Below are 23,465 nucleotides of genomic sequence, written 5' to 3' on the forward strand. Positions count from 1 at the left end.
CTTCGGCAGATCATAATGCCAAAAACGCTCAACAAATCTTTCTTTCCCGCATCCTGTCCTACGATCTGCGTTTCCAGCGCCTCGCGGATACCCCCAACTTTCGCAGATCTTTGACAGATCCGTCTTCGCGTCGCGAGCACGCTCTGCGCACTCCAGGCGTTCGGTAGTAAGCGAGGATGCGATGCCAAGTTACTCGATATTAATGAATTCGACGCGCTTGCTAAAGCATTTCAAGTTAACCCTTTTCACAAAGCTTAAGTCAACCAATGGCTGCCTCGACGTCTTCCGTATCGAGCGAATACCCAGCGCTTCGAACCGTACGAATATAATTAGGCTCACCGAACCTACTTAATGCTTTGCGCAAGCGACTCATGTGAACATCGATAGTGCGTAATTCAACATGTACGTTGCGGTCCCAGGCAGCGGCCAACAGCTCACCGCGCGCAAATACTCTACGAGGACTTGCCAGGAGGTGCCGAAGGAGGCGATATTCGATGGGACTTAGATGTATACAGCGCCTGTGCCTATAGACGCGATACGCGTCAAGGTCCATGACAATGTCAGCGAAACCGAGCACGTTTGAGCGGCCTTCTCGAGGAGGACGAAGGAGACGGCGCAATCTTGCTACGAACTCGGCGGGCGAAAATGGCTTAACTAGGCATTCCGTCTTGTCCGCATGCACTTCTGCACCCTGCGCGGTTAGTAAAACTAAAACTGGCGCACTACATTTGCGTATACTTATGAAAACTTCATCGCGCGCAAGCATTGCCGACATATGGCTACCGAAGTCGCTCAGGACGATCAAATTGGGCTTTTCAGTTTCGGCAAGCATAACCACTTCTTCAGGGTTTCTAGCGACTATAGCGGTAATTCCCTCATTTTCCACAATATGTTTCAGCAAATTTACATAGTCGATCTCCCCTCCGAGGACGATCTTGTACCTTATCTCATGCCTCATCTTAGATATCCGTCGTTAATCTAGATCGCGCATGCGGCTGTTCCGTTATGGATTGTGTAGTTGCCACTCGCCACTCGGCGTCTTTGTGCCCTTTTAGAGGCGCTCTGTCCGACTTGGTCCTTGGCGGGCGGCCGGCAAGCCGCGCTCGGCGTACCTGTCGGATTGCCCGATCGGATAGATCTCCACACTAACCTTGGACTCGGTCAGACGCGGCTCAAAACCGCGCCTTCGTCACAAGATGATTGCCGAATCCATTTGAGGCCGGAGCGGCCTCTTCTCGACAAAGGCGCACGAACTTCGGCCGACTCGGCGGCACACGAGAGCGCTATCTTCACGTCGCTAGCTGCATTTTTGGACAGAGTGATCATAGGACAAGTCTCCGTTTTCGCACTTCGGTTCGGATAGCCTTATGCATCCAGCGTGCCAGAAAAAGATATGCCTTTGAAACAAGAAGATAGTGAACTTGTAGCGGTGTCGGATACCCGACATCGCCAGAGGAATGTCAACACTCCTGCCATGGCCGACTTGAACCCGTTGAAACGAGGAATTGTTTGTATCAGAGAAAACGACGGCCTTGACGGCAGTTACTGCTTGGTTTGCCAAACTGCAGCAATAGATTAATCAAAAGACCACCCCCGCTTGGAGTGCGCCCCTTAGGGTGGACAAGGATCAGGCACTGCTGATTTGCCAGTCTGCCGGATGTGTTGATCCTCGTACTGTTTGGGGCTCAAGTAGTCGAGCGCTGAATGGAGCCAGCGTTTGTTGTAGGCTTGCTCGATGAAGTGGGGAAGGAGTTCTGTGATGCGCTCGAAGCTTTCGAAAGCCATCGGACAGACCGTCCGGTGCTGCCGGCGGACAGGCAATCCAGCCGGCCAAATCGAAACCGTTCGCCTGACTTGAAGACCGGCAGATCGCAACTCCCGAAAATTCTCATCTGAAAGGTGAACGGGAACGGCCATTTCCTTTCCGAAGCAGCCTTCGCATCGAACTGTCGCTTCTGGACTGAATGGCAGATCATTGATCGTTTTGCTCGAGATTACGAGTATCGCCTTCCAGCTTGCACCCGCAGGCTCTTAACTTCTCGCGCTTTACCATCAAATGCGATCTCGAAAAGCCAGAGCGGACCGCCGGTAATCCGGGCGTCCGACTGCAGCAATTTATCGAGGGTGCTGTTGGCTTTTTCAAACCTCACTAGGGGGTGGGCAGGATCCGGCCAAGCTGTCAGAACCCGGCGTTGGCCTTCCGAAAGCAGCCACCCTGCAGGGAGGAAGCCGTCCACTCCGGAAATGAAACAGCGGGTTGTGCGCAGGAAGCGTCCAATCCCCTCTGAAAGATCGACAAGCGGTCTAAAAGAGGGAAACTGAGCGATGGCGACCCATTCTCCGCCGGTCACCCGCTGAAAGGATAGCGAAGGCTGAAGGAAAGGCCGCCATTCCTTATCAGATGTCGTCGTGAACTTGGGCTCAGCGGCAAAAAGTCCGCTGTACCGGCCGAGCCCTTGGATACGCGCTCGTTCCACAACCTTCCTGGTGTCACCCAACCAGGCCTTTGCACTCTGCCTTTTCTCGAGGTCTCTTACTATGCGCTCGAGTGTTGCGGGTGGGATCGCCCCTTGGGGCAGGGGAATCGCATTTGAATTTTTTGGTTGCATTTTGAGGGTAGCGGGATTCTTTGGATTGGCAGTTCGTTAGAGGAGAGCTGCCATTCCCTGTCTTGAAAGTTGTTTCGGGGCGCTGCCTGACCCACGTGCCCGCAATGCCTCCCATCGGCTGGGCGACCTTGTCGTGATGATGGTGGCGGCGAGCCTGTGTGGGGCGACGACGGCGACGGAGTTCGCGCTGTTCGCCGAGAACCGCAAGTCTGCCCTGTCGCAACTGATCGACTATGACAGCGCGCCCAGTCACGACACCTTCTCGCGGCTGTTACGCCTGATGGATCCAGACGCTTTTGCGCGGGCCTTCGCGGTGTTTGCGGCGGGCTTCAGCCAAGCGCTTGCCGAGATGGAAATTGGGGCAGGCCATGTCGTGGCACTTGACGGCAAGACGTTGCGGCGCGCCTATGAACGCGGTCAGGCGGCCAGTCCGCCGTTGACGGTCTCAGCCTTTGCCGCCGAGGCGCGCCTGTGCCTGGCAGCGGCGACACCGAACAGCGAGGAGAACGAGATCGAGGCGGCGATCAAGGTCGTGGAACTGCTTGATCTCACGGACAAAATCGTCACTGCCGACGCGCTTCACTGTCACCGCCGCATGGCGCAAGCCATCGTCGATCAGGGCGGAAACTATGTGCTCGCCCTGAAGGGAAATCGCCGCCACTGGCGCCAGAAGGCGCGCGAGATCCTGGCGGCGGTCGAGCCGGCAACGGCCGAGCACAGCAAGCTTAGCCATGGCCGCAACGAGTGGCGAAGGGCCGAGGTGGTGCCGACGCCCAAACCGCTCATGGTTGGCCATGCCGCCTTCCTGCGCATCACCTCCAAACGCGACCAAGGCAAGCCGCTGACGCGCCTGTTCATGACCTCCACCCTGCTCACGCCCAAGCAGGCGCTCGCCATAACGCGCGCCCATTGGCAGGTCGAAAATGGCTTGCACTGGATGCTCGACGTTCATCTCCACGAAGACCTCAGCCGGGCGCGCAAAGACAATGCTCCAGCCAATCTCGCAATCATCACCCGTATCGCCCGCAACATCCTGCAGCGCATCGATGTCGACAAAACCCCCATCAGCCATCGCATCAAGAAATGCGCATGGAACGACGACTATCTCGTCAACGCTCTCGCCCATATGCGATAGCCCTGCCCCTTGGGAGGACAACTCTCCCCCGCCGAGAAGGGCAACGGCGATGCGGCCAACCAATTCCTCCTGTTGAAGGAAGTTGCGAAAGCGGGAACTCCCCTCCCCTCGCGCGGCGATATAGCGCCCGATGGAGGCGGGCTCCTCTTTTATCCGCGCCGCTACACCGAAGCGCAATTGGTACAGCGACGAAGCCAGTTGCGTCTGCAGGTCCTTTGGAAGGATTGCGTGCGTGACAGGCCATGAAATAATTGAAAACCATTTTGCCCAGTTTCCCTGGGGACGAAAACCACGGTATGTACGGTGAAAATTAGCGAACCAGCTTCGCAACAGCCTGCGATCTGCGCGCCAAGTCCAAAGCGGAGTGCGGTTTTCGAAACTGGCCCAATATTCTTGGCCGTCATAATCGTATCCGAGTTCAGCACCATAGACGACCCAGGCGAGCCAGTCGCGGCTAGGCCTTCCGTTATTCTGAAGTTGCCCGTGAAGATAGTTAGTTAGATTCGAGACCTCCGAAACATCGAGGCCGTGTTCGAGCGCAAACACGGGTAAGCCAGCAGCTTCGCGCGCCGCACGCAAAGCACCGAAATGTTTGTCCAGCCGTTCGCCCCAAGTTCCGGACATAATCCTCAGGTCCTAATTACAATGGATCGCTCTTTGGCAACGAAGGGAGTTGGCTGTCGGGCACCAAAGATTTTGATGCCGGTGTTCCTCGTGCCCCCCGAATCGTTTCCACCTTACAATCAGTTGATCTGTTAATTTTAATTCTTGCAACTTATCGATGCGACCACGGCATCAAAGACCATCGGCTAAAAGTTGAAGTGCGTGCAGAACCGATCGAGCGCGAGGTGGTTGGTGCGATCGCAGCGCATCGCATAAGCGACACGGCCGATGTGGTCGAAGGTGTCCCGCCCACGGGTTCATCTGCAAGTGTAGACGGATGAGTTTGAAAGATTCAGATGCAATTCTCCAAATCCCGGAACTGGAACTTGGTTCATCCCTAATGGGTGTCACCCGAGGAAGAAACTCCATTTAGAGCGGAACCCGATCTGATTGAATCGTTTTGGCTATGCAAATCAGTTTTGGTCTGATTCATAGACGTCCGCCGTGTGGAGGCGGCGGACCATGTCGAAGGCTTTATCGATGGATTTGCGGGTTCGGGTTTTGGCGGCGGTCGCGCAGGGCCTGTCGCACCGAGCTGCAGCGGCACGTTTTGGTGTGAGCGCTGCCAGTATCAGCCGCTGGCGCAGTCGTGAGCGAGAACAGGGCGACGCCCGGCCCAAAGCTCTTGGCGGCGATCGTCGCTCGGGTCGGATCGATGCACATATGAGTGTTATCGTCGAAGCCTTGGGCCCGGAGAAGGACGCTACCTTGGAAGAGGTACGCCAGCAGTCTGGCGGATCGGGGTCTCTTCTTCGGCTTCGGGACGATCCAGCGTTTCTTCAAGCGGCACAACATCACGCGCAAAAAAAGAGTGCGCATGCCTCGGAGCAAAACCGACCTGACATCCTGAAGCGGCGGCAAGACTGGTTCGACGGCCAACTTGACCTTGATCCGGAACGTCTCGTTTTTATCGATGAGACCTGGGCTTCCACCAACATGGCGCGCCGCTACGGTCGATGCCGCATAGGAGAACGCTTGCGGATCAGCGTCCCTCATGGTCACTGGAAAACGACAACCTTCATAGGCGCACTGACGGTGCGCGGCTTCATCGCCCCCTTTGTCATCGACAGGCCCATCAACCGCCTTTCGTTCGAGACTTACGTCGAGAAGGTGCTGCTGCCCGAGCTGCGCCCCCGTGACGTGGTCGTTATGGACAATCTCTCCAGCCACAAAGGGCCAAGGGTTCGCGAAATGATCGAAAGCGTTGGTGCGAAGCTAGAGTACCTCCCGCCGTATAGCCCCGATTTCAACCCGATCGAAAACGCATTCTCAAAGCTCAAAGCCCTGCTGAGAAAAGCCGCCGAACGATCCATCGAGAGCCTCTGGACAACAATCGGGCGACTACTCCAACTCTTCACCCCAGACGAATGCCGCAACTATTTCGCAGCCGCAGGCTATGATGCAGCGTGATCGGATTCCGCTCTAGATGTCAATGATTCCTAATTTAAGTGCTTTCACAACCGCGACAGTTCTGCTAGTGCAATCCAGTTTATACATAGCTTTTTTTATATGGAACTTGACCGTATTTTCAGAGATCCCAAGGATTCTTCCAACGTCCCACGACGACTTGCCTCTCGCAACCCAAAGAATGCAGTCCTTCTCTCTTAGGGAAAGCTCAGGCTCGTTTTCAATGCAGCCGTAGCTTCGCAAGGCGCCCAGCCTGATGTGAAAATGCAATGCAGACAGGTGTAACAGGGTGACAACTCTACTTGGAAGTTCACTGGTCGAGCGTTGGGCAAAGCTTATCATGGCAAAGTTGCCGTTGGGGCCGCGTAGCGGCACCGTGATGCCAGATTTCAAACCATATATTGAGGCCTCGTCGAAAATTCGTCGTTCATCTACGGTCGTGCTTACATCATTGTAAACGTCCTTCCATCGAAGGGCGCTCACGCTCTGTCGAATTTTCTTGATGATCGGATCGATCCTGTAATATCCCATATCCGAATACCGCTTCTTCCATGCGTCCGGATAGTTCAGCATGGACGGACAATCTTGGCATCGTGGCTCCAGGATTTTTCGGCTCGATATCAGGGGGCTGTAAGCGATCCACGAGCAGTCGAACTTCCGCGCCAACGCAGCTAACAGATCGAACAACTGTTGAGAATGAACAACACCCTGCGTCTGGTCGAGAAATCGACCGAACTCAACCGCATATTTTTCATTCGGGGCGTTTGGGGACTGCGTTTCATAGAAACAAGGCTGCTGTTCGGCTGCTCTAGCCTTCTCTCCTCCGACTAGACTGATCGAAGCCACCCCCGAGCGATACATAGCTGTCTTTCCCAATAGGCTGGTATCTTCGTTAAAGCTGACAAAGCTGCCGCTGACAGAAGCTGCTCGATTGTGCAGTTGATTCGCGTTCCTTGTCGTCGTTGATTAAGAGGCAATCAAAAATCATGCCAAAATCACTGAGCGGAACAAGTTAAGATGTTGCCAATTGATCGGCATCGAGCCAAATGTAGTCGGAACTCAGCCGTTTCAACTGATGGGGTTGTCTAGTCGCTGGTGGCCGCTTGCGGCGTCTCATGCGCAAAAACCGTAGCGAGGAAGGCGAATACAACACGGCGGCCGCTCTTGCGGGCATGCGCCAACACATTGCACATGAGATGAGCCTAAGGCTTGTTGAGGAGGTCGGCTTTTCCAGCGCAACGTTGCAGCAGTGATGCTCGCAAACAAGGTTGCGCAATCGACTAAGCGGTTCTGCGAAAAGAACGATCTTCCGAGCGGCGCCTACAGGCTGCCGACAATGTTTGTGAGAAGGATTACCGGCGTTCGTAAGCACTGCAGTGCAATGGGACTATGAAACCGAGTTGTTGCTGCGGCTCTGAACGCGCGGATAGCAATCTTACCACGTATGCCCGTGAGACCAAATACGTTGAAGCAGACTGAACAGGTTACAATCCGACTTGCAACCCGGGCGGGCTATACGTTCCACTGAGAACTGATGGGTGGCACCGCCAACTCGGCTGAGTTCCCGTCCACATTTTTTGAAGGCTTCTTGCGAAATGCCATCATGCGGCTCATGTCGAACGCAAAGACAACCATGTACCCGGCAGCGCCTTGAAAACGAATAAAAGCTTAGCCGGCACCGAAATTAGACAACCCCATTATTTCAGGTTTAGCGGACAACCTTGCCTTTGTGCACCTATCTAGAATGGTAGTATTGTCATGAGGTATTCACTGATATTCACCAATTCTGTTGTGATTGAAAGATAAGGGCTTGGGCGTCCCGCATAGCTTGCCGGCGCGCTGTCGCTCATTTACTGCCTGAATCTTACGGGAAGCCTAGTGAACGCGACTATGAACCAGAATCGGACGTCCAGACTGTCGAACCGGTGGCGCGGCGAACGAAGTGCTATTGGTCGGATGCGGAGAAAGCGCAGACGGTTGAGAAACGCCAGTTCCTGAGGGCTCATATATGTGCGCTAAACGTCTCCGCGCTCAACGACGCCAATTGCGGCCTGGTGGGGTTGAAAATTGAACTGGGTCGAATGGCAACGGCTTCGCGACTTCATGAGCCTTATTCAGGCCTACAGGGCGTATCAGTTTTCCGTCCCACTTGGTTCAGCCGAAATCAACACTGTCATTGCAACCTCCTTGTGTAGAGTGCTGCTACGACGGAATGAAGCCGACCAATAGGTGTGGATCAAGTACGCCGAGCCGCTGGCCAAAGAAGCCGTACTCACCTGGCAATGATCACAACCTAACCACTGTGCGCAGGTCATCATGGAACGGCAGAACTCATACTGCAATCTTTTGAAAATACCTAGCCTATTTCCCCTTATCCTTGCTGCTACTCTATCACGTCTGGCCGGGCGCATGTTCGTCCTCACATTGGTGTTGTTCGTGCTGGCGCGGTTTTCGTCGCCGGCTCTGGCCGGATGGCTTACATTTACAGCAATGGTTCCCGGCCTGATTGTAAGCCCTATCGCGGGCGTTTTGCTTGATCACGTGGGGCCGACAATCGCGGTTAGGATCAATATGATCGCCAGCGCTGCCCTCATTGCCGCGATCAGCATCACGGGTTGGGCCGGTTGGTCCACACCGGCGGTCCTGTTCATCTTGGTGATGCTGTTTTCGCTCGCCGGTCCTTTGGGCGCCGCGGGAACCCGCACTCTGCTGCCGCGACTCGTTCCGTCGCACCTGCTTGATCGGGCTAATGCACTGGACACCGCGGTCTTTGCCATCGTCGATATCACAGGGCCGGCGATGGCGGGTGTGGTCGTAGCCTGGCTAGGGCCGGAAACTGCAATGTCGATAATCGCGGTGGCCTATGCAGGTGCGGTGGTCTGCTTGTCTCACGTCCAACGCTTGCCGGGAGTGGCTTCCACACAGACATCTTTCCTGCGCCAAGCAATCGAGGGCATTCATATGGTAGCGCGGCAACCTACGTTACGCGGCTTGGCCGTCTCCTATTCACTGTATCAAATCACATGGGGCACCCTTCACGTGGTGGTTCCGGTGTTCGTGGCCGATCACTACGCCGCGGCGGCAGGCAGTTCAGTAATAGGGCTTTTGTGGGCTGCGATGGGTGTCGCCGGAGGTGTCGGTGCGCTCTTCGCCGGACATATGCGAACCACTGGACGCGAGCGCCACGTTATGGCTGCCGGAATGGTTGTCACCGGCTTTGCGGCATGGCCGACTGCGGCGGAGTTCGGATTCGGTGGTCTAGCAATCGGCCTGATGGTCGTTGGCGTGATGTCCGGCCCTATTGATGTCGCGATGCTGACATTGCGCCAACGGCGCACCAACCCACAACAGCTTGGCCGTGTAATGTCCATTTCGATGAGCCTAAACGTCGCAGGTTTCCCGCTGGGCTCGGTAATTGCAGGAATGGTGATCACGGAATCGTTGTCGACTACATTCGTTTTGGCTGGGATCGCCTCTGTCGCTGCGGCCATCGCAACCATCTCTATCCCTCCCGATTCAACGCCACCTGAAGCCCGTTGCTGTAAATTCGCTCTTCACAGTAGCCGAAGAAGCTGGAAGGGGTTCTAGAGCATCGGATTGAAATCCGGAATCGACAGATTGAACTATCCCGCTGACGCGGAAGCGGTGGGCATTTGTAGGCGCGATCTCCTAGTGGGATGTTGGGGTGGGAACCAACCCTGACTAGTGGTCCCCACCTAACATAAGAGTCCTCTCTGATTGGGGTCATTTTGGTCAAGCCACTCCTGCACTTTTTTCTGGACCGTCCCGTAGATCACTCGCTTCTCTTCGCGGTCGGCGCTCTGGCCGCCGCATGATGGGGTCAGGAGAGCGAGGCGTCTCAATCTGTTTCACGACCTTGCCGAGTTTTGACCGGCAGGTTCGGGACTCTTAACGAGATCGCCTCGCCCGTCGTCCCCACGGAACGATTCAGGCATCGCCCTTTCGGGCAAAAGCTTTGTTCGTGTTGCGCGTTCCTTTGATTGGTCTTGATTCACGCCGCCAGTGCGGTTGGCTCCTTTCCAAAGCGAAACTCGGTCGCGTCGGTCCACATACGATGCAGAATGACCGCCAGTTTGCGGGCCACCGCCACACGCGCACGCGCCATTCCTCGGCGCCTGGCGATGTTCATGCCCCAGGCCCGGAGGCTGGACCATTTCTTCGAGCGCACCAGCAGCGTGTGGGCGGCCTCGTAAAGGGCGGTGCGGGCGAGTTCATCGCCGCAGCGGCTGACCTTGCCCTGGATGTCGGTCTCGCCGGACTGGTAGCGGCCGGCGTCAGCCCCAGATGCGCGCCCACCGCCCGCGAGGAGCCGAACCGCTCCGGCCGGTCGATCGTAGCGCGGAAGGCAAGCGAGGTGATGGGCCCGACGCCCGGCGTGCTCATCCGCCGCCGGCAGACTTCTTCATTGCGGACGATGTCGAGAACCTGCTTCGTCAGGCGGGCAAACTCTCCCAGCATGACGGCGAGGATCGCAAGAAGCGGCTCGACCATCGCCATCATCTGGGCGTCGGCGCCAGCCAGCTCCCGCACGCGGCCGGCAAAAGCGCTACGCGACGGCAAGCCCAGTTTGACGCCGGCCTCGCGCAGCATCGCCCGCACCACGTTCTCGATCGACCGCATCTCGTTCAGAACCGTGCGGCGGGCAACCAGCAGCGAGCGCCAAAGCCGGCACTGTCGGCTCTTCACGTGCACCTGCCGATACCAGCCAGTGCGCATAATCTGCGCCAGTGCGCGGGCATCATTGCGATCGGTCTTGTTGGGCATCGTCTTCATCGCCGCATTGGCCTGCCGCGGTTCGATGCAGATCGCCGGCAAACCTTCGGCGTGCAATCCATCGTGAAGCCAGGCCGTCAGCGAGCACGCTTCCAGGCCGATCCGCTCAAGCGGCAAGCCGGTCCCTTTCAGCGCTTCACACAACGCCTGCGGATCGCTCAACGCTCTCGCCTCCTTCACGATCCGGCCAGTCTCGTCGACAATGCAAATAGAGGTCTCTTCCAAAGACACGTCCAGTCCGGCAAAGTACTTCATGGCTGCTCCTTCCAAATGGTTGTGGCGACTCACATCGACCACGTTTTCACATTTCGACAGGAGCAGCCGCTATCATCTGGCTCGGCAGAGACCCCAATCACCCCATCTGGTTTGGGATTCCTTTTCGCGCGTTCGTATGCGAGTGTGGCGCGCATGCGTACAGGAATATCCTTCACCGTTGCGCCGAGCGATCGCCAACGCTTGATCGCGCTCATCCGAGATCGCAATGCGCCGCAGAAGCACGTCTGGCGCGCCGAGGTCATCCTGTTGAGTGCCGATGGCGTCGGCACCGTCGAGATCATGCGGCAGACCGGCAAATCGAAGACCTGCGTGTGGCGCTGGCAGGAGCGCTTCGCCGCCGAAGGCTTCGAGGGTCTCTTGCGCGACAAGACGCGCCCCTCGCGCATCCCGCCGCTCGGGCCGGAGATCAGTGAGCGGGTGGTGGCGCTTTCGCTTGCCGACCCGCCGTGCGAGACGACGCACTGGACTGCCGACATGATGGCGGCCGCGGTGGGCATCAGCGCCAGCGCGGTGCGCCGGATCTGGAAGGCGCACGGCCTTCAACCCCACCGCTGGAGACAGTTCAAGCTCTCCAACGACCCGCAGTTCGTCGCCAAGCTCAAGGACGTCGTCGGCCTCTACGTCGACCCGCCGGCCCACGCCATCGTGCTGTCGGTCGATGAGAAGAGCCGATCCAGGAGCTCGATCGCACCCAGCCAAGCCTGCCCTTGAAGAAGGGCCGGCTTGGCACCTTGACCCACGACTACAAACGGCACGGCACGACCACGCTGTTTGCCGCCCTCAACGTGCTCGACGGCACTGTCATCGGCAGGAACATGCAGCGCCACAGGCATCAGGAGTTCATCCGCTTTCTCAATGCCATCAATTCCCAAGTGCCGGCCGACAAGGCCGTCCACGTCGTCCTCGACAACTATGCCGCCCACAAGCATCCCAAGGTGCGCGCCTGGCTCGACCGCCATCAGCGCTTCACCTTCCATTTTACCCCGACCTCCTGCTCGTGGCTCAACGCCGTCGAAGGCTTCTTCGCCAAATTGTCGAAACGTCGCCTCAAGCGCGGCGTCTTTCATTCGCTCGTCGACCTCCAGGCCGCCATCAACCGCTTCCTTGTCGAGCATAACCAGCAACCCAAACCCTTCACCTGGACCGCTGACCCTGACAAAATCATCGCCGCCGTCAAACGTGGGCACCAAGTGTTAGATTCCATCCACTCTCATGTTCGCCTTTTCAAGCAGCAGGCATAGAAATTCTCCCGCCCGATTTTCTCGGACGTCGTGTTTCGCATGAGTGCGTCCTGGGGAAAGCAGGAGGCACGGTCAATGAACGACGGTTGATCATGCTCTGATACGCGGGTTGAGTACCGCCGGACCTGATGCGTCGCGGAGCTTCCTCAGTCTAGTTGGCAGCGTCGGAATTAAACCGGCTGATAGTGGAAACGAGGGTTCTCCTGCCGTGACCGTGCCCCCAGCCTTGCCCAGGTGCACATGGCTTCTGATGGGTTCGTTCCTCCTCCTCTTTGCTTTCCTAAGATTTGGCGATGTTCAACGCGGTGAGACCTGGCATGCAATCGCCCAGACAAAGCCCGACAGTTCACGGGCAATCGCCGTGGTTACGGTCGTTGCCGGCTTTCCGGCCTTCGTCAGCTTGCGATAACGGCTGCACAGCCGCTCCTGCGCTTTCCATGCCGTGTCGCGGATCGCTTTTGGGAGCTGCTCCTGGCGCAGCAATTGCTCGCCACTCACCCTTGCGGGAAACCGGTAGCTCCAGGCCGCCTCGATCAACATGCGGCGTGCGGTTCCGTTCCCCGCTTTTGTAATGCCGCCCTGACGTCGGGTTGCGCCGCTCGAATGCTCCGATGGTACGAGCCCCAGATAGGCCATCAGTTGACGCGGATTGGTAAAGCGACTGATATCGCCCAATTCGGCAATCATCGTTGCTGCGGTCACCAAAGCCATGCCGCGCAGCGATTGCAGCGCCTGGACGACTGGGGCCAATGACCAATCGCTCAACATGATCTCGATCTGCTTCGTCAGCCGATCGCGCCGGTCCGTCGCAGCCTCGATCGTCGCGATATGATCCTCAAGCACAATGTGGTGGGCTGGTTGCGCGAAGCGAAGACCGGCCAGCCAGCGGCGGTGCATCTGCGTCCAGGCTGGACGGCCATAATGGCAGCCATGGCGCAGCAGGAACCCACTGAGTTGCTGGCGTGCCTGTCGCAGGCTGCGCACGGCAGCCAGGCGTGCCCGCACCAGATCGCGCATTGCCTCATGGGCGGGATCGGGGATCCAGACGGCGCTCAGCTCCCCAGCGCGATGAAGCCTTGCCAGATTGTGGGCATCCCGGCGGTCCGTCTTGATGCGATCGCCTGGCTTTCGCGGGATCAAAGACGGGGCGACAACGACGCAGTGATGGCCAGCGGCAGACAGTTGCCGCTGAATGCCGTAGCCGCAAGGTCCGGCTTCGTAGCAAAACTTCAGCGTCCGCCCCGACTGCGAAAGCTTCGCCAGCATGCGGGCCAAGGCCGTTGGTGTGTTTACGATCTGGCCAAACGCGCGCACGTCACCGCGCTTACCGCCATCGGCAAGTGCCACCGAAATCGTTTCTTTGTGAACATCTAATCCGACGTATGTGATAGTCTCGTCCATGGCCCGTCTCCTATGCATGAGGCTCTACGAGAGGACCGCTCTCGCAACCCTCGATACCTGCATATTGTGAGACGGGTCACCCAGCCCCAGGCGAACATTTAGTCTAGGAAACCGACCGGACCTACGCAAGGGCAGCGGTGAGCCCGCTGCGCCGCAGCATGATCGACGACATGACGCTTCGCAACCTGTCGCCGGCCACGCAACGTTCCTACCTGCATGACGTTGAACCACTGGGACGAAAGCCCGACGCGAGACAAGCCGCTACTACCAGCGCACGAAACAGTGGGTTCAGTGTTTGGCTGCTCGCGGCGCGGACTTCATCGAGGCCAGCGGCCATCCGCCGTACAGAAAGGCCGACATATGGGCGCACCGCCACCCGGCAGGGAAAGAGTCACAGCAAACCTTGGCCCGAAGAGGCCGTTACACATGGTAATAGCTGCTGCCGCGGATGTTGGCGCGCAGCGGTGTCGGCTTTGCCGGTTGTGCGGCGCCCGCCCGGTCGAGGCCGGACTTGAGAATGGCGGTGACGGAGGCGTAGGTGATCACGTTGACCAGCGGGATGAGGGTCTCTATTTCGTTGGCACGCGCGGAGAACCCTACTTGAACATCAGCCGTTACGGAATGTATACCCATAACTGTTGATAGCCGGCCCGCCGCCAAGATGCGCGAATAGGACTTTCGAACCCTCTGGAAAAAAGCCATTCTGGATGAGGTCGACCAACCCTTGCATCGATTTTCCCTCATAGACGGGATCAGTAATCAAGCCCTCAAGCCGGGCACACAGGCGGATGGCCTCTTTCGTATCCTCAGACGGAATGCCATAACACGGGTACGCGTACTCCTGGAACAATCTCACATCATCGTCGGCGATTTCCATGCCGAGATCAACGAGCTTTGCAGTATGCCGAGCAATTTGTAGCGCCTGCGCCTTCGTTTGGATGGGGGTGGCGGAGGCGTCGATTCCGATCACGTTGCGCTGTCGACTGTGCTTGGCGAAGCCGACGACCATGCCAGCCTGCGTTGAGCCCGTAACCGTGCAAACCACGATATAGTCGAAGGCGAACCCAAGCTGCCTCTCCTGTGCGCATACTTCCTCCGCGAACCCGATGTAGCCAAGTCCGCCATATTTATGAACAGACGCCCCGGCCGGAATCGCATAGGGTCTATCGCCCCTTTGCTTGACCTCGTCAAGGGCTTGTTCCCAACTGTGGCGGATGCCGATATCAAAGCCTTCATCAACTAGCCACACCTCTGCGCCCATGATCCGGCTCAAGAGAATGTTACCGACTCGGTCGTAGACGGCATCCTCATGTGGCACCCAGCTCTCCTGTACCAAGACGCATTTCATACCGATCTTAGCGGCGACGGCGGCGACCATCCGCGTGTGGTTGGACTGCACGCCGCCGACGGAGACAAGCGTATCCGCTTTCGACGCGATCGCGTCCGGTATGATGTACTCGAGTTTGCGGAGCTTGTTTCCGCCGAACGCGAGCCCAGAATTGCAGTCCTCACGTTTGGCATAGATTTCCACCTTTCCCCCTAGATGCTTGCTGAGGCGGTCGAGCTTCTCAATGGACGTAGGCCCAAAGGTGAGTGGGTATCGTTCGAACTTTTTCAGCATGTTCTCTCCAGTGATACGTGGTTGAGTCCTAACCACCTGTGCACAGCTCCTGGTGTATTGAGGTCGGCGGTGCTCGCCGATGCCCAGAAGAGCGCTTTCATTATTTCTAACGTCTCCTTGGTCAGAGAGACGAAGCAACCAGGATGCCGGTGAGCAGGATTGAAGCCGGCGCCGTCTGTGGGCCGAAAAGCTACATCACCCTCGGCGACGGAACGACGGAACTACAGTCAAACTCCGGCCATGCCGTGCATGGTATACCTTCGACGGCTAGCTCGATGTTTATGGTTCGTCCGAAATAGCACGAATCTGAGCACTATCTATTGCGGCCCCTCAAGCAGCGACAATTACGCTACGCCTTAGACACAAGCTGGAACACATCTGAGGATTCAGTTGTCACCCTCATGATGCACTTGCGACTGGTAAAGAACTTCCTCGCAATTACGGAAATGCTTGGCCCTTTGGGCACTTCTCTGAGCGCAGCTAGACCGCCAGACCAAAAAAAGCACGCCTGCGAAATAAGCCACCTGAAGAAGCAGCCAACCAGCGAACGTAGTGACGAGCACTCTGCGGATGGAATACGAGACGAAGTAGACCACTATAGCATTGGTGCACAGGATCAGCAGAAGGAGGCGACAGAAGATTGGGAAAGGCAACGCCGTCCTCCTGGTTTGTCAGTCATATCATGCAGCAACCTTGTCAGCCGCAACGTGGGTCTGGCAGTTCTTCGGGCAGACGCGGGCGCAGGCTCCGCAGCCGATGCAGCGGCCGGCCTGGTCGACGACCATGATCATACGATTGAGCTCGCCGTCGAAGTCGTCATCCTCGTCGTCGCAGATGCCGAGGATTTCGCCCGCATCATCGACGCCGTAAAGGTGCATGACCTCGCGCGAGCAGACCTTGAAGCAGCGGCCGCAGCCAATGCAGGTCGTGCTATCGATAGCGGTCAGATATTCGGGCATCCAACTGGAGCCATCGCGGGTAAGGAAGGCCCTCATCATCGTGAGTCCTCCAGCGCGCTGAGCTCTTTCTTTGCAGCGTCCAATTCGGCAAAGGCGTCGAATGTTTTCTCGGCGACGGCCTTGATTTCGGTCCAGTTGACCGGAAGGTCCTCGGCGAGATCGTGAAGTTCCCTCTTCGCAGTTCCAGCTCGCGACTGCAATTTCCGGACTTTCTCCTTAACTTTCTCAAGATCTGTCATGATCCCCCTCCTCGAACCTGGGTCATGCCCGTGCCGCGTCGGGATAGGCTTCGATGGCCGCTATGGCATCATCGACCAGTTTCGCACCCGCCTTCGCAAGTTTGCCGAGTGTGTCGAAGCCGAACCGATGGACATCTCGCAGGGTCTTCGACAGAACCACCAATCGCCCGGTCGTGAGAACCACGCGGCCGAAGCCCTCATTGCTCATCATCATGGTCGAGGCTGCAAGCAGGCCGGAGCGCTCCTCGATAGCAAGCGCCGCGCAGGTGTAGAAAATCTGGAGCCTCCAGAGTACGTCCGGATCGGGATCGCCGATGATCGGGATCTCACGACGCTGCTCCTTCGTGACGATGAAGTCGGCGAGCAGGTCGGCGTCGGATTTGTCCTCCCACATTCCATAGGTATCTTGGGCGCGGATCAGGCGTATGAGGCTTTTGAGAAAAGGGGTGGCAAGGGCCCTTTCGTCCGCGTCGACGGCACGGATGACCAGGGTATCCGACGGTGTTCTCATCATTCAGTCCTCATCCTCAAACGATTGCTTTTTGCCGGCACCTGCTTCCGTCAGCACCTTGCGCAGCCAAGGCGGAGGCGCCGTCTTGAGCATGGTCTGGGTTCGCGACAGTACGTCTTCTATGGATTGGGGGCTCGGCACTTTGATGGGATGGATTTTTGCCGAAACGACTTTGGCTGCCGAAGGGCCGCCGATGGCCAGACAGAATAGCAGATGGCAGCCCTTCAACGCCTCCACCTTCGGGGTGATGCGGTCATCGCCGTCGTTCCGGTGCATCCCGCTCTCGTCGGAAACATCTTCAAAGGCGACGGCTTCCACGAAATTCCAGCCATCGAACGTCACGTCATAGACGGCGAAGCGCTTGGCCGATCCAAAATGGGCGTTGAGGCTCTTCATATCCCGCGTGGCGATCGCTACACGCAATGAACCTGTTTTCCCTTTCGGCCCCTGTGGGTGAACCTCGTCAGTGACGAGAGAAAGTCGGCGGGCGGCTGTCATCTGGCATTTCCCGGTTACGGAACGGATCGAGTGACCCTGGCGTTGGCGCGTGCTGGCTGGCCTGGAAGATGTTCGCAACATCGAAGATCAGGTCGCGCGTCCCCTGATAGAGGATCGTGAGCTTGTGCTGGCTGCCGAGTCGATCGAAGATCGGGAAGCCGACGCGCATGAGCGGAATTCGGAGGCGCTCGGCCGCCTGGCGTCCATGCGAATGTGTGACGAGCAAATCAGCGCCCGCGGCAAAACCCTCGAGATCGCCAAGATCACCGACCTGGACCTGTTCGGCCGGCACTTTCTCGAGAATTTTCGAGGTGCCGGTCGTGGATACGGCCGCCGCGATCTCGGCGCCCATGCCGGTAAAGAAGGTGGCAAGCTGGTAAAGCTGGTCCGGCTCGGCGGCGATGGCAATCTTTTTGCCGCCGAAATGAAAATGCCCGTCGAGCAAGGCGTCCTGTAGCTGTGCGCGGCGGCGGCGGATTTTTGCCGGCGCCGGCGTGCCGGAAATCGCAGAAAGCAGCGAGACGAAACGGTCTGTATCCTTCAATCCTGTAAGCGACTGGAACAATGCGTAAGGCACTCCGGTCAGTCTCTCCAGCACCTCCGCCGGACGGCGCATATGCTCCCCGATTGCGATGCACTGCATCGCGGTGCCAAGCTCATGGATGTCCTTGACCGTGGTGCCGCCATAGGTGGTCGGCACCCAACGGTCATCTGGCACCGTACCGTCGAGCGAGCCGGAAAGATCAGGCAGTATCACTGCCTTGAGCCCGAAGCTTTCCACCGTCTCGCGCAAATGCTCGATGTCAGCGACCGTGAGGTTCCAGCCTGGCAAAATCGCAATCTTCTTCCGCTGCCTTGCCTGCTCACCGCGCAGCGTAATCCTTTGGATCATGGCGGTGACAGCCTTGGCCCACCCCTCCTCGATCGCACCGTCGAAATCCGGGGTGTTGGCCAGCACGATCTCGGTGCCAGCAAGTTCCTTGGCACGCATCATCTTGATGTTCGACAGACCCCTTGCAAAATCCTCGCCCCGGGTTTCCACCAGCGCCGTCGTGCAGACCCCAATCAGTTCCGGGTTCGTCCGGGCCTTTAGATTGAGGATCGCCTCTTCCAGATGGTCCATGCCGCCGAGGATCGTCGCCACCTCGTCCATCGCCGTTGTCTGCAATGGGACGGCTTCCTTGAAGTGCCGCACGAGAAGGACCAGGGCGAAGCTGGTGCAGCCCTGGCTGCCGTGGAACAACGGTATCGCATCATTGACGCCGAGAAAGGCGAGCGCGGCACCCAGCGGTTGCGACGACTTCAGCGGATTGACCGCCGCCGATTTGGTTTGGGGAAGGATGCGGGTCATCGGCTTTCCTCGAAGGTTGCCGAAACCGTCGGCTCTTGTGGGGATGCTTTCTTGAAGTCGTGAACAGTCTCGGTGTCGCTTTTCGTGCTCGGCAGTTCTTTCTCGATAGCGGGTTGGTATTCCCATGGTGCGGGTTCCCGCACCTGGCGCCAGATCGGGTTGTGAATGGCAAGGTCGATCTGGCGTACAAGTTCCACCATGCCTTCATAGCCGGCATAGGGGTGCTGACGCTCCTGGTTGATATCGAGCCAGGGTGTCTTCGCCTTCAGCGCTATGAATTGCGTGCGCCCGCCCGACAGCATGATGTCGGCCTTATCTTCCGAGAGCATGTCGTAAAGCTCGCGTGCAGGCATCGACTCGAACATATGGTTCTCATCCTTCAGGATCTGCTTGATGCGTTCCTTGTCCTCAACCGTCGATTTCTTGACGGAAGTGCCAACAATCTCGACGCCGATCTCCATCAGCGCATGGGCGACCGACCAGGACTTCACGCCCCCGGTGTTGAGCAGCACGCGCTTGCCTTCAAGCCTCGGCCGGTACGCTTCAAGCTTCTCCCACGCAATCGCCTCCTCCTCTGCGATCAGTGTCTCCGTGCGCTCGATGAGCTCCAGATCGGCGCCCTTGTTCACAAGCAGCTTGGCGATCTGGCGGAGCGCTTCCGAGGTGTCGGTGATGCCGTAGAACGATCCCTCAAAAAACGGGATGTCCCAGCGCTCCTCCATCTTGCGGGCAAGATTTATGAGCGCCGTCGAGCACACCATCATGGCCGCCCGGGCACGATGCGCCGAGGCCACGTCGAGGTAGCGCGCATCGCCCGGAATGCAGGCGCGCACCCGAATGCCGAGCCGGTCAAGAAGCGGCTTCACCAGCCAGAACTCGCCGGAAAGGTTGAATTCGCCAAGAATATTGATGTCGAAAGGGCCGATATCGTCGGGCTCGACCGTGCCGATGACATGATCGAGCAAGGCCTCGCCGGCGAGTTTGTTGCCGAGGTTCTTGGAGCCGACGAAGCCCGGTGTGTTGACCGGCACCACCGGCAACCCGAACTTTTCCGCCGCGCGCTTGCAGACCGCCTCGATGTCGTCGCCGATCAGCGCCGTCACGCAGGTCGAATAGACGAAGATCGCCGGCGGAGCATGCTTTTCCTTGATCTCGCGGATCGCCTTGAAAAGCTTCCGCTCCCCCTGCCCCATCACCACGTCGAGTTCGGTAAGATCTGTCGTGAAGCTGGTGCGCCATAGCGTTGGCCCCGACGACGCTGCGCCGCGGTTGTCCCAGGAATTTCCCTCGCAGGCGAGCGGCGCATGGATCAGGTGCGCGACGTCAGTGATCGGCTGCAGCACGATCTTGGCCCCGTCGAAAGCGCAGCCGCCGGCTGCCGCCCCGGGGGTCAGCGGCTTCGAGCAGCCTTTCTGGCGCGCCTTTGCATCCTTGCTGCGGTTCTTCTCGCAGGCGGGCTCGTTGAAGACATCATTGATTTTAACGGTGAGCGGTGACATTGCGCCGGTTTTTCAACTCCATCGGGGGGTACGGCCGGCCTTGAGCGAAGGCCAACCGCCACTTTAACGGGTCAGGTCAAAGGAATAATCTGTTACGCCCGGCTCGCTCGTCTCGCGATCGAGCTTGTCGAAGATCTTGTCGAGGATTGCCGTTAGGACGCGCAAGCCCCCTTGGTAGCCCATCAGAGGGAAGCGATGGTGATGGTGCCGGTCGAAGATCGGAAACATCAGCCGGATCAGCGGCGTGCCCGTGTCGCGCTCGAGATACTTGCCATAGGAATTGCCGATCAGCAGATCCACCGGCTCGGTGAAGAGCAGCGAGCGCATCGCCCAGAGGTCCTTGCCCGCCCAGACCTGGCCATCCTTGCCGAAGGGCGAGGATTGAAGCAGTTCCTTCATCTCGGCTTCCCAGGCTGAAGTGCCATTGGTGGCGAGGCAGTGGGTCGGCTCGCCGCCCGTCTCCATGACGAATCGGGCCACGGCGTAGACGAAGTCAGGATCGCCGTAGATCGCGTATTTCTTGCCATGCAGCCAGGCCTGGCTGTCCGCCATGGCGTCGACCAGTCGGCCGCGCTCCATACCGATTGCCCCAGGAATATCCTTGCCGGAAATTTCCGAGACCTTCATCAGGAATTCGTCGGTCGCCTTCACGCCGAGAGGATAATGGAACGAGGCGGTCGCCTGCCCGACCTCTTTGCAATATTCCAGCGTCTTGCGGGTGTTGTAGTGCTGCAGCGAAAGTGTCGCTTCGGCGTTGAGTGCCGCCTTCACATCTTCGATCTTGGTGCCGCCGTCATACATGCGATACATGCCGTCCGACGGCGTGTCGAATTGGTCAGAGGCATCCTGAATGAAGTTGTAGGACACGCCAATCAGGTCGAGCAGGCGCTTGAGCTCGCGGTTGTTACCGACACAGAAGCCGTCGAATCCCGGAATGATGTTTATCGTTCCACCGGATGCTTTGCGCTCCTGGCCCTTCCAGAAGTGCTCTAGAACGCCCTTGACCATGACGTCGTAGCCGTCGACATGGCTGCCGACGAAGGCGGGCGTGTGAGCGAAAGGAACATCGAAGTCGGGCGGGACCGAGCCTTCGTTCTTGGCGTTCTCAATAAAGCCGTGCAGGTCGTCGCCGATGACCTCCGCCATACAGGTGGTCGAAACGGCAATCATCTTCGGATCATAAAGCGTATAGGTGTTGGCGAGGCCGTCGACCATGTTCTTAAGCCCCCCGAATACCGCCGCGTCCTCCGTCATCGATGACGAAACCGCCGATGAAGGCTCCTTGAAATGCCGTGACAGGTGCGAACGGTAATAGGCAACGCAGCCCTGGCTTCCATGGACGAAGGACATGGTCCGCTCGAAGCCTGCGGCAGCAAACACTGCGCCGAGCGGCTGGCAGGCCTTGGCGGGGTTCACGACAAGCGCTTCGCGGGCGAGGTTCTTTTCGCGGTACTCCCAGCTCTTGGTGTATTCGCGCTGATCGGTAACGATCTGGTCCGGGTGCGGACACTCGAAATTCAGCCTCTTCTCGGCAAGCATCTGCCTGTATTCCGGCTCGCGGAACAACGGAGCATGGTCGAGAATTTTTTCGGCCGACTGCGGCATGGTGGTTACCTCTTTTCATCTGGCGCGCCAGAGGGCGGCACAGGGGATGTCGAGATGTTTCAGATTTCCCCTGAATGGGGGGTCGGGGACGTTTAGGGCCCCCTGCTCCTCGAAGGCCCTGGTTTTTCATTCGGCAGCCAGCGCCATTGGCGGCCCGGCCTTTTTCTTCCAAGGGGCGTCGTAGAGATCCCAGACCGGGCTGTTGATGGCCAGATCCATGTCACGGGCGAAAATGGCAAAACCGTCGTAGCCGTGATACGGCCCGGAATAATCCCAGGAATGCATCTGACGGAACGGAATGCCCATCTTCTGCACCGGATACTTCTCCTTGATGCCGGAGCCGACGAGATCAGGGCGGATCCCCTCGATGAACTTTTCCAGCTCGTAACCGGTCACGTCGTCATAGATCAGCGTGCCCTCTTTCACGTAATGGCCGGTGCGCTGATAGTCATCGTTGTGGCCGAACTCGTAGCCGGTACCGACGATCTCCATGCCGAGGTCCTCATAGGCCGTAATGACGTGGCGAGGGCGAAGCCCGCCGACATAGAGCATCACGGTCTTGCCTTGGAGACGCGGGTAGTACTTGTCGATGACCGCATCGACCAAGCGGCGGTACTTGGCAATGACCGCCTCGGTCTTGTCCTCGATCGCCGGCCCGAAATGCTTGGCGATCTTGCGGAGAGACGCTTCGATCTGGGAGGGACCGAAGAAATTATATTCCATCCAGGGAATGCCGTACTTTTCCTCCATATGCCGGCAGATGTAGTTCATCGACCGGTAGCAGTGAATGAGGTTGAGCTTGGCCTTCGGCGCCCGCTCGACCTCCGCGAGGGTCGCGTCCCCCGACCAGTTGCCGACCACGCGCAACCCCACCTCCTCCAGGAGGATGCGCGTGGCCCACGCGTCGCCGCCGATGTTGTAGTCGCCGATGATGTTGATATCATAAGGACCGGCTTCGAACTCTACTTCGGCCTTGTCGAGGACCCAGTCGCGAATCGAGTCATTGGCAATATGGTGGCCAAGCGATTGCGAGACGCCGCGGAAGCCCTCGCAGCGCACGGGAACGATCGTCTTTTCGTGCTCCTGGGCCTTTTTGCGCGACACCGCCTCAATGTCGTCACCGATCAGGCCGATCGGGCATTCCGATTGAATGCTGATGCCATTGTTCAACGGGAACAGCTCTTCGATCTCGTCGATGAGCTTTTCCAGCTTCTTGTCGCCGCCGAAAACGATGTCCTTCTCCTGGAAGTCGGATGTGAACTGCAACGTCACGAACGTGTCGATGCCCGTCGTGCCGACGTAGTAATTGCGGCGCTGCGACCAGGAATACTGGCCGCAACCGACCGGCCCGTGTGAGATGTGGACCATATCCTTGACGGGACCCCACACCACACCTTTGGAGCCGGCATAGGCGCAGCCGCGGATTGTCATCACGCCCGGAATGGACTTGATGTTCGACTTGACGTCGCATTCGGAAAGGATCTCTCCCTCCTTCCCGGACTCGTCTCCGCTCTTCGCCACGCTGAGGTGCTTCTTGCGGCGCTTCGCCGCCTTGTCTGGATATTGCGACAGCACTTGCTGGATAAGCTTCTCATTGAGAGCGCCGTCATTCTCATGGTCGAGGCTCATAGGCCCTGCCCCCTTTCAACGTTCGGG

Annotated in this window: 17 protein-coding genes and 4 pseudogenes; 5 read left to right on the forward strand and 16 right to left on the reverse strand. The window is 58.1% G+C overall.

Translation table 11 applies throughout. The annotated features are described in order from the left end of the window. Positions 1–259: 259 nt before the first annotated feature. Positions 260–958, reverse strand: coding sequence for a response regulator transcription factor (locus RHIBR816_RS36760; RefSeq protein WP_084811369.1), 699 nt, complete (start codon positions 956–958; stop codon positions 260–262). 1,703 nt (positions 959–2,661) lie between these two features. Between RHIBR816_RS36760 and RHIBR816_RS0131035 the strand changes: the two genes are divergently transcribed. After that, a complete protein-coding gene (locus RHIBR816_RS0131035; protein ID WP_026187636.1) occupies positions 2,662–3,744 on the forward strand; it encodes an ISAs1 family transposase in 1,083 nt (360 codons plus the stop codon). 812 nt (positions 3,745–4,556) lie between these two features. Here the strand turns inward: RHIBR816_RS0131035 and RHIBR816_RS39110 are convergent. Then, positions 4,557–4,658 (reverse strand): annotated as a pseudogene (locus RHIBR816_RS39110) (amidinotransferase); the annotation flags it as partial. Between the two features lie 211 nt (positions 4,659–4,869). Between RHIBR816_RS39110 and RHIBR816_RS36765 the strand changes: the two are divergent. After that, positions 4,870–5,817 carry an IS630 family transposase gene (locus RHIBR816_RS36765; protein WP_245262781.1) on the forward strand — a complete coding sequence of 316 codons (948 nt, stop codon included), beginning with the start codon at positions 4,870–4,872 and terminating at the stop codon, positions 5,815–5,817. 12 nt (positions 5,818–5,829) lie between these two features. Here RHIBR816_RS36765 and RHIBR816_RS0131045 read toward each other — a convergent pair whose 3' ends face one another. Beyond that, positions 5,830–6,675 (reverse strand): LuxR family transcriptional regulator, encoded by an 846-nt coding sequence (locus RHIBR816_RS0131045; protein WP_018240488.1) that lies wholly within the window; start codon positions 6,673–6,675, stop codon positions 5,830–5,832. A 1,455-nt stretch (positions 6,676–8,130) separates the two neighbouring features. Here RHIBR816_RS0131045 and RHIBR816_RS0131060 point away from each other — a divergent pair. After that, on the forward strand, positions 8,131–9,402 hold the full coding sequence (locus RHIBR816_RS0131060; RefSeq protein ID WP_018240490.1) for an MFS transporter: 1,272 nt from the start codon (positions 8,131–8,133) through the stop codon (positions 9,400–9,402). 424 nt (positions 9,403–9,826) lie between these two features. Here the strand turns inward: RHIBR816_RS0131060 and RHIBR816_RS0131070 are convergent. Then, a pseudogene (locus RHIBR816_RS0131070) lies at positions 9,827–10,863 on the reverse strand (IS110 family transposase). Positions 10,864–11,016: 153 nt separating this feature from the next. Between RHIBR816_RS0131070 and RHIBR816_RS34905 the strand changes: the two are divergent. Then, a pseudogene (locus tag RHIBR816_RS34905) lies at positions 11,017–12,125 on the forward strand (IS630 family transposase). 297 nt (positions 12,126–12,422) lie between these two features. On the opposite strand, the gene RHIBR816_RS0131080 reads toward RHIBR816_RS34905, so the two are convergent. Beyond that, complete coding sequence (locus RHIBR816_RS0131080) at positions 12,423–13,526, reverse strand: IS110-like element ISSfr2 family transposase (protein ID WP_018240464.1); 1,104 nt, start codon at positions 13,524–13,526, stop codon at positions 12,423–12,425. A 158-nt stretch (positions 13,527–13,684) separates the two neighbouring features. Here RHIBR816_RS0131080 and RHIBR816_RS38730 point away from each other — a divergent pair. Beyond that, positions 13,685–13,774, forward strand: a pseudogene (locus tag RHIBR816_RS38730) (integrase); the annotation flags it as partial. Between the two features lie 172 nt (positions 13,775–13,946). On the opposite strand, the gene RHIBR816_RS38145 reads toward RHIBR816_RS38730, so the two are convergent. The 11 genes from RHIBR816_RS38145 to nifD form a co-directional block, all read right to left on the reverse strand. Continuing rightward, positions 13,947–14,159, reverse strand: coding sequence for a hypothetical protein (locus RHIBR816_RS38145; protein ID WP_198294197.1), 213 nt, complete (start codon positions 14,157–14,159; stop codon positions 13,947–13,949). Further along, on the reverse strand, positions 14,134–15,147 hold the full coding sequence (locus tag RHIBR816_RS0131090) for a 1-aminocyclopropane-1-carboxylate deaminase (protein ID WP_018240492.1): 1,014 nt from the start codon (positions 15,145–15,147) through the stop codon (positions 14,134–14,136). Before RHIBR816_RS0131090 ends, RHIBR816_RS38145 begins: the two co-directional genes overlap by 26 nt. Positions 15,148–15,533: 386 nt before the next feature. Continuing rightward, on the reverse strand, positions 15,534–15,743 hold the full coding sequence (locus tag RHIBR816_RS0131095; protein WP_371259080.1) for an exopolysaccharide production repressor protein: 210 nt from the start codon (positions 15,741–15,743) through the stop codon (positions 15,534–15,536). An 84-nt stretch (positions 15,744–15,827) separates the two neighbouring features. Beyond that, entirely contained in the window at positions 15,828–16,145 is a 318-nt protein-coding gene (gene fdxB, locus RHIBR816_RS0131100; protein WP_018240494.1) for a ferredoxin III, nif-specific, read from the reverse strand. Then, the gene (locus RHIBR816_RS0131105; protein ID WP_018240495.1) at positions 16,142–16,345 is read right to left on the reverse strand and encodes a CCE_0567 family metalloprotein; all 204 of its coding nucleotides are present in this window, start codon (positions 16,343–16,345) and stop codon (positions 16,142–16,144) included. Before RHIBR816_RS0131105 ends, fdxB begins: the two co-directional genes overlap by 4 nt. 22 nt (positions 16,346–16,367) lie before the next feature. Then, entirely contained in the window at positions 16,368–16,859 is a 492-nt protein-coding gene (locus RHIBR816_RS0131110) for a NifX-associated nitrogen fixation protein (RefSeq protein WP_018240496.1), read from the reverse strand. Next, entirely contained in the window at positions 16,860–17,354 is a 495-nt protein-coding gene (nifX, locus tag RHIBR816_RS0131115) for a nitrogen fixation protein NifX (RefSeq protein WP_026187640.1), read from the reverse strand. It lies immediately after the preceding gene. Next, on the reverse strand, positions 17,320–18,705 hold the full coding sequence (nifN, locus tag RHIBR816_RS0131120; protein ID WP_018240498.1) for a nitrogenase iron-molybdenum cofactor biosynthesis protein NifN: 1,386 nt from the start codon (positions 18,703–18,705) through the stop codon (positions 17,320–17,322). Before nifN ends, nifX begins: the two co-directional genes overlap by 35 nt. After that, a complete protein-coding gene (nifE, locus tag RHIBR816_RS0131125; RefSeq protein ID WP_018240499.1) occupies positions 18,702–20,204 on the reverse strand; it encodes a nitrogenase iron-molybdenum cofactor biosynthesis protein NifE in 1,503 nt (500 codons plus the stop codon). Before nifE ends, nifN begins: the two co-directional genes overlap by 4 nt. A gap of 63 nt (positions 20,205–20,267) precedes the next feature. After that, positions 20,268–21,809: a nitrogenase molybdenum-iron protein subunit beta gene (gene nifK, locus RHIBR816_RS0131130; protein WP_018240500.1), complete on the reverse strand. Its 1,542-nt coding sequence runs from the start codon at positions 21,807–21,809 to the stop codon at positions 20,268–20,270. Positions 21,810–21,935: 126 nt separating this feature from the next. Next, positions 21,936–23,438, reverse strand: a complete 1,503-nt coding sequence (nifD, locus tag RHIBR816_RS0131135; protein WP_018240501.1) for a nitrogenase molybdenum-iron protein alpha chain — start codon at positions 23,436–23,438, stop codon at positions 21,936–21,938. Positions 23,439–23,465 lie beyond the last annotated feature (27 nt).

The sequence above is a fragment of the Ensifer sp. BR816 genome (assembly GCF_000378985.1).
In the GTDB taxonomy this organism is placed as follows: domain Bacteria; phylum Pseudomonadota; class Alphaproteobacteria; order Rhizobiales; family Rhizobiaceae; genus Sinorhizobium.

What these genes read in the sequence shown, in the direction of transcription:
- RHIBR816_RS36760 (WP_084811369.1), bottom strand. Translation starts at nt 958, where the DNA reads ATGAGGCATGAGATAAGGTACAAGATCGTCCTCGGAGGGGAGATCGAC.
- RHIBR816_RS36765 (WP_245262781.1), top strand. Translation starts at nt 4,870, where the DNA reads ATGTCGAAGGCTTTATCGATGGATTTGCGGGTTCGGGTTTTGGCGGCG.
- RHIBR816_RS0131045 (WP_018240488.1), bottom strand. Translation starts at nt 6,675, where the DNA reads ATGTATCGCTCGGGGGTGGCTTCGATCAGTCTAGTCGGAGGAGAGAAG.
- RHIBR816_RS0131060 (WP_018240490.1), top strand. Translation starts at nt 8,131, where the DNA reads ATGGAACGGCAGAACTCATACTGCAATCTTTTGAAAATACCTAGCCTA.
- RHIBR816_RS0131080 (WP_018240464.1), bottom strand. Translation starts at nt 13,526, where the DNA reads ATGGACGAGACTATCACATACGTCGGATTAGATGTTCACAAAGAAACG.
- RHIBR816_RS38145 (WP_198294197.1), bottom strand. Translation starts at nt 14,159, where the DNA reads ATGGGTATACATTCCGTAACGGCTGATGTTCAAGTAGGGTTCTCCGCG.
- RHIBR816_RS0131090 (WP_018240492.1), bottom strand. Translation starts at nt 15,147, where the DNA reads ATGCTGAAAAAGTTCGAACGATACCCACTCACCTTTGGGCCTACGTCC.
- fdxB (WP_018240494.1), bottom strand. Translation starts at nt 16,145, where the DNA reads ATGATGAGGGCCTTCCTTACCCGCGATGGCTCCAGTTGGATGCCCGAA.
- RHIBR816_RS0131105 (WP_018240495.1), bottom strand. Translation starts at nt 16,345, where the DNA reads ATGACAGATCTTGAGAAAGTTAAGGAGAAAGTCCGGAAATTGCAGTCG.
- RHIBR816_RS0131110 (WP_018240496.1), bottom strand. Translation starts at nt 16,859, where the DNA reads ATGATGAGAACACCGTCGGATACCCTGGTCATCCGTGCCGTCGACGCG.
- nifX (WP_026187640.1), bottom strand. Translation starts at nt 17,354, where the DNA reads ATGACAGCCGCCCGCCGACTTTCTCTCGTCACTGACGAGGTTCACCCA.
- nifN (WP_018240498.1), bottom strand. Translation starts at nt 18,705, where the DNA reads ATGACCCGCATCCTTCCCCAAACCAAATCGGCGGCGGTCAATCCGCTG.
- nifE (WP_018240499.1), bottom strand. Translation starts at nt 20,204, where the DNA reads ATGTCACCGCTCACCGTTAAAATCAATGATGTCTTCAACGAGCCCGCC.
- nifK (WP_018240500.1), bottom strand. Translation starts at nt 21,809, where the DNA reads ATGCCGCAGTCGGCCGAAAAAATTCTCGACCATGCTCCGTTGTTCCGC.
- nifD (WP_018240501.1), bottom strand. Translation starts at nt 23,438, where the DNA reads ATGAGCCTCGACCATGAGAATGACGGCGCTCTCAATGAGAAGCTTATC.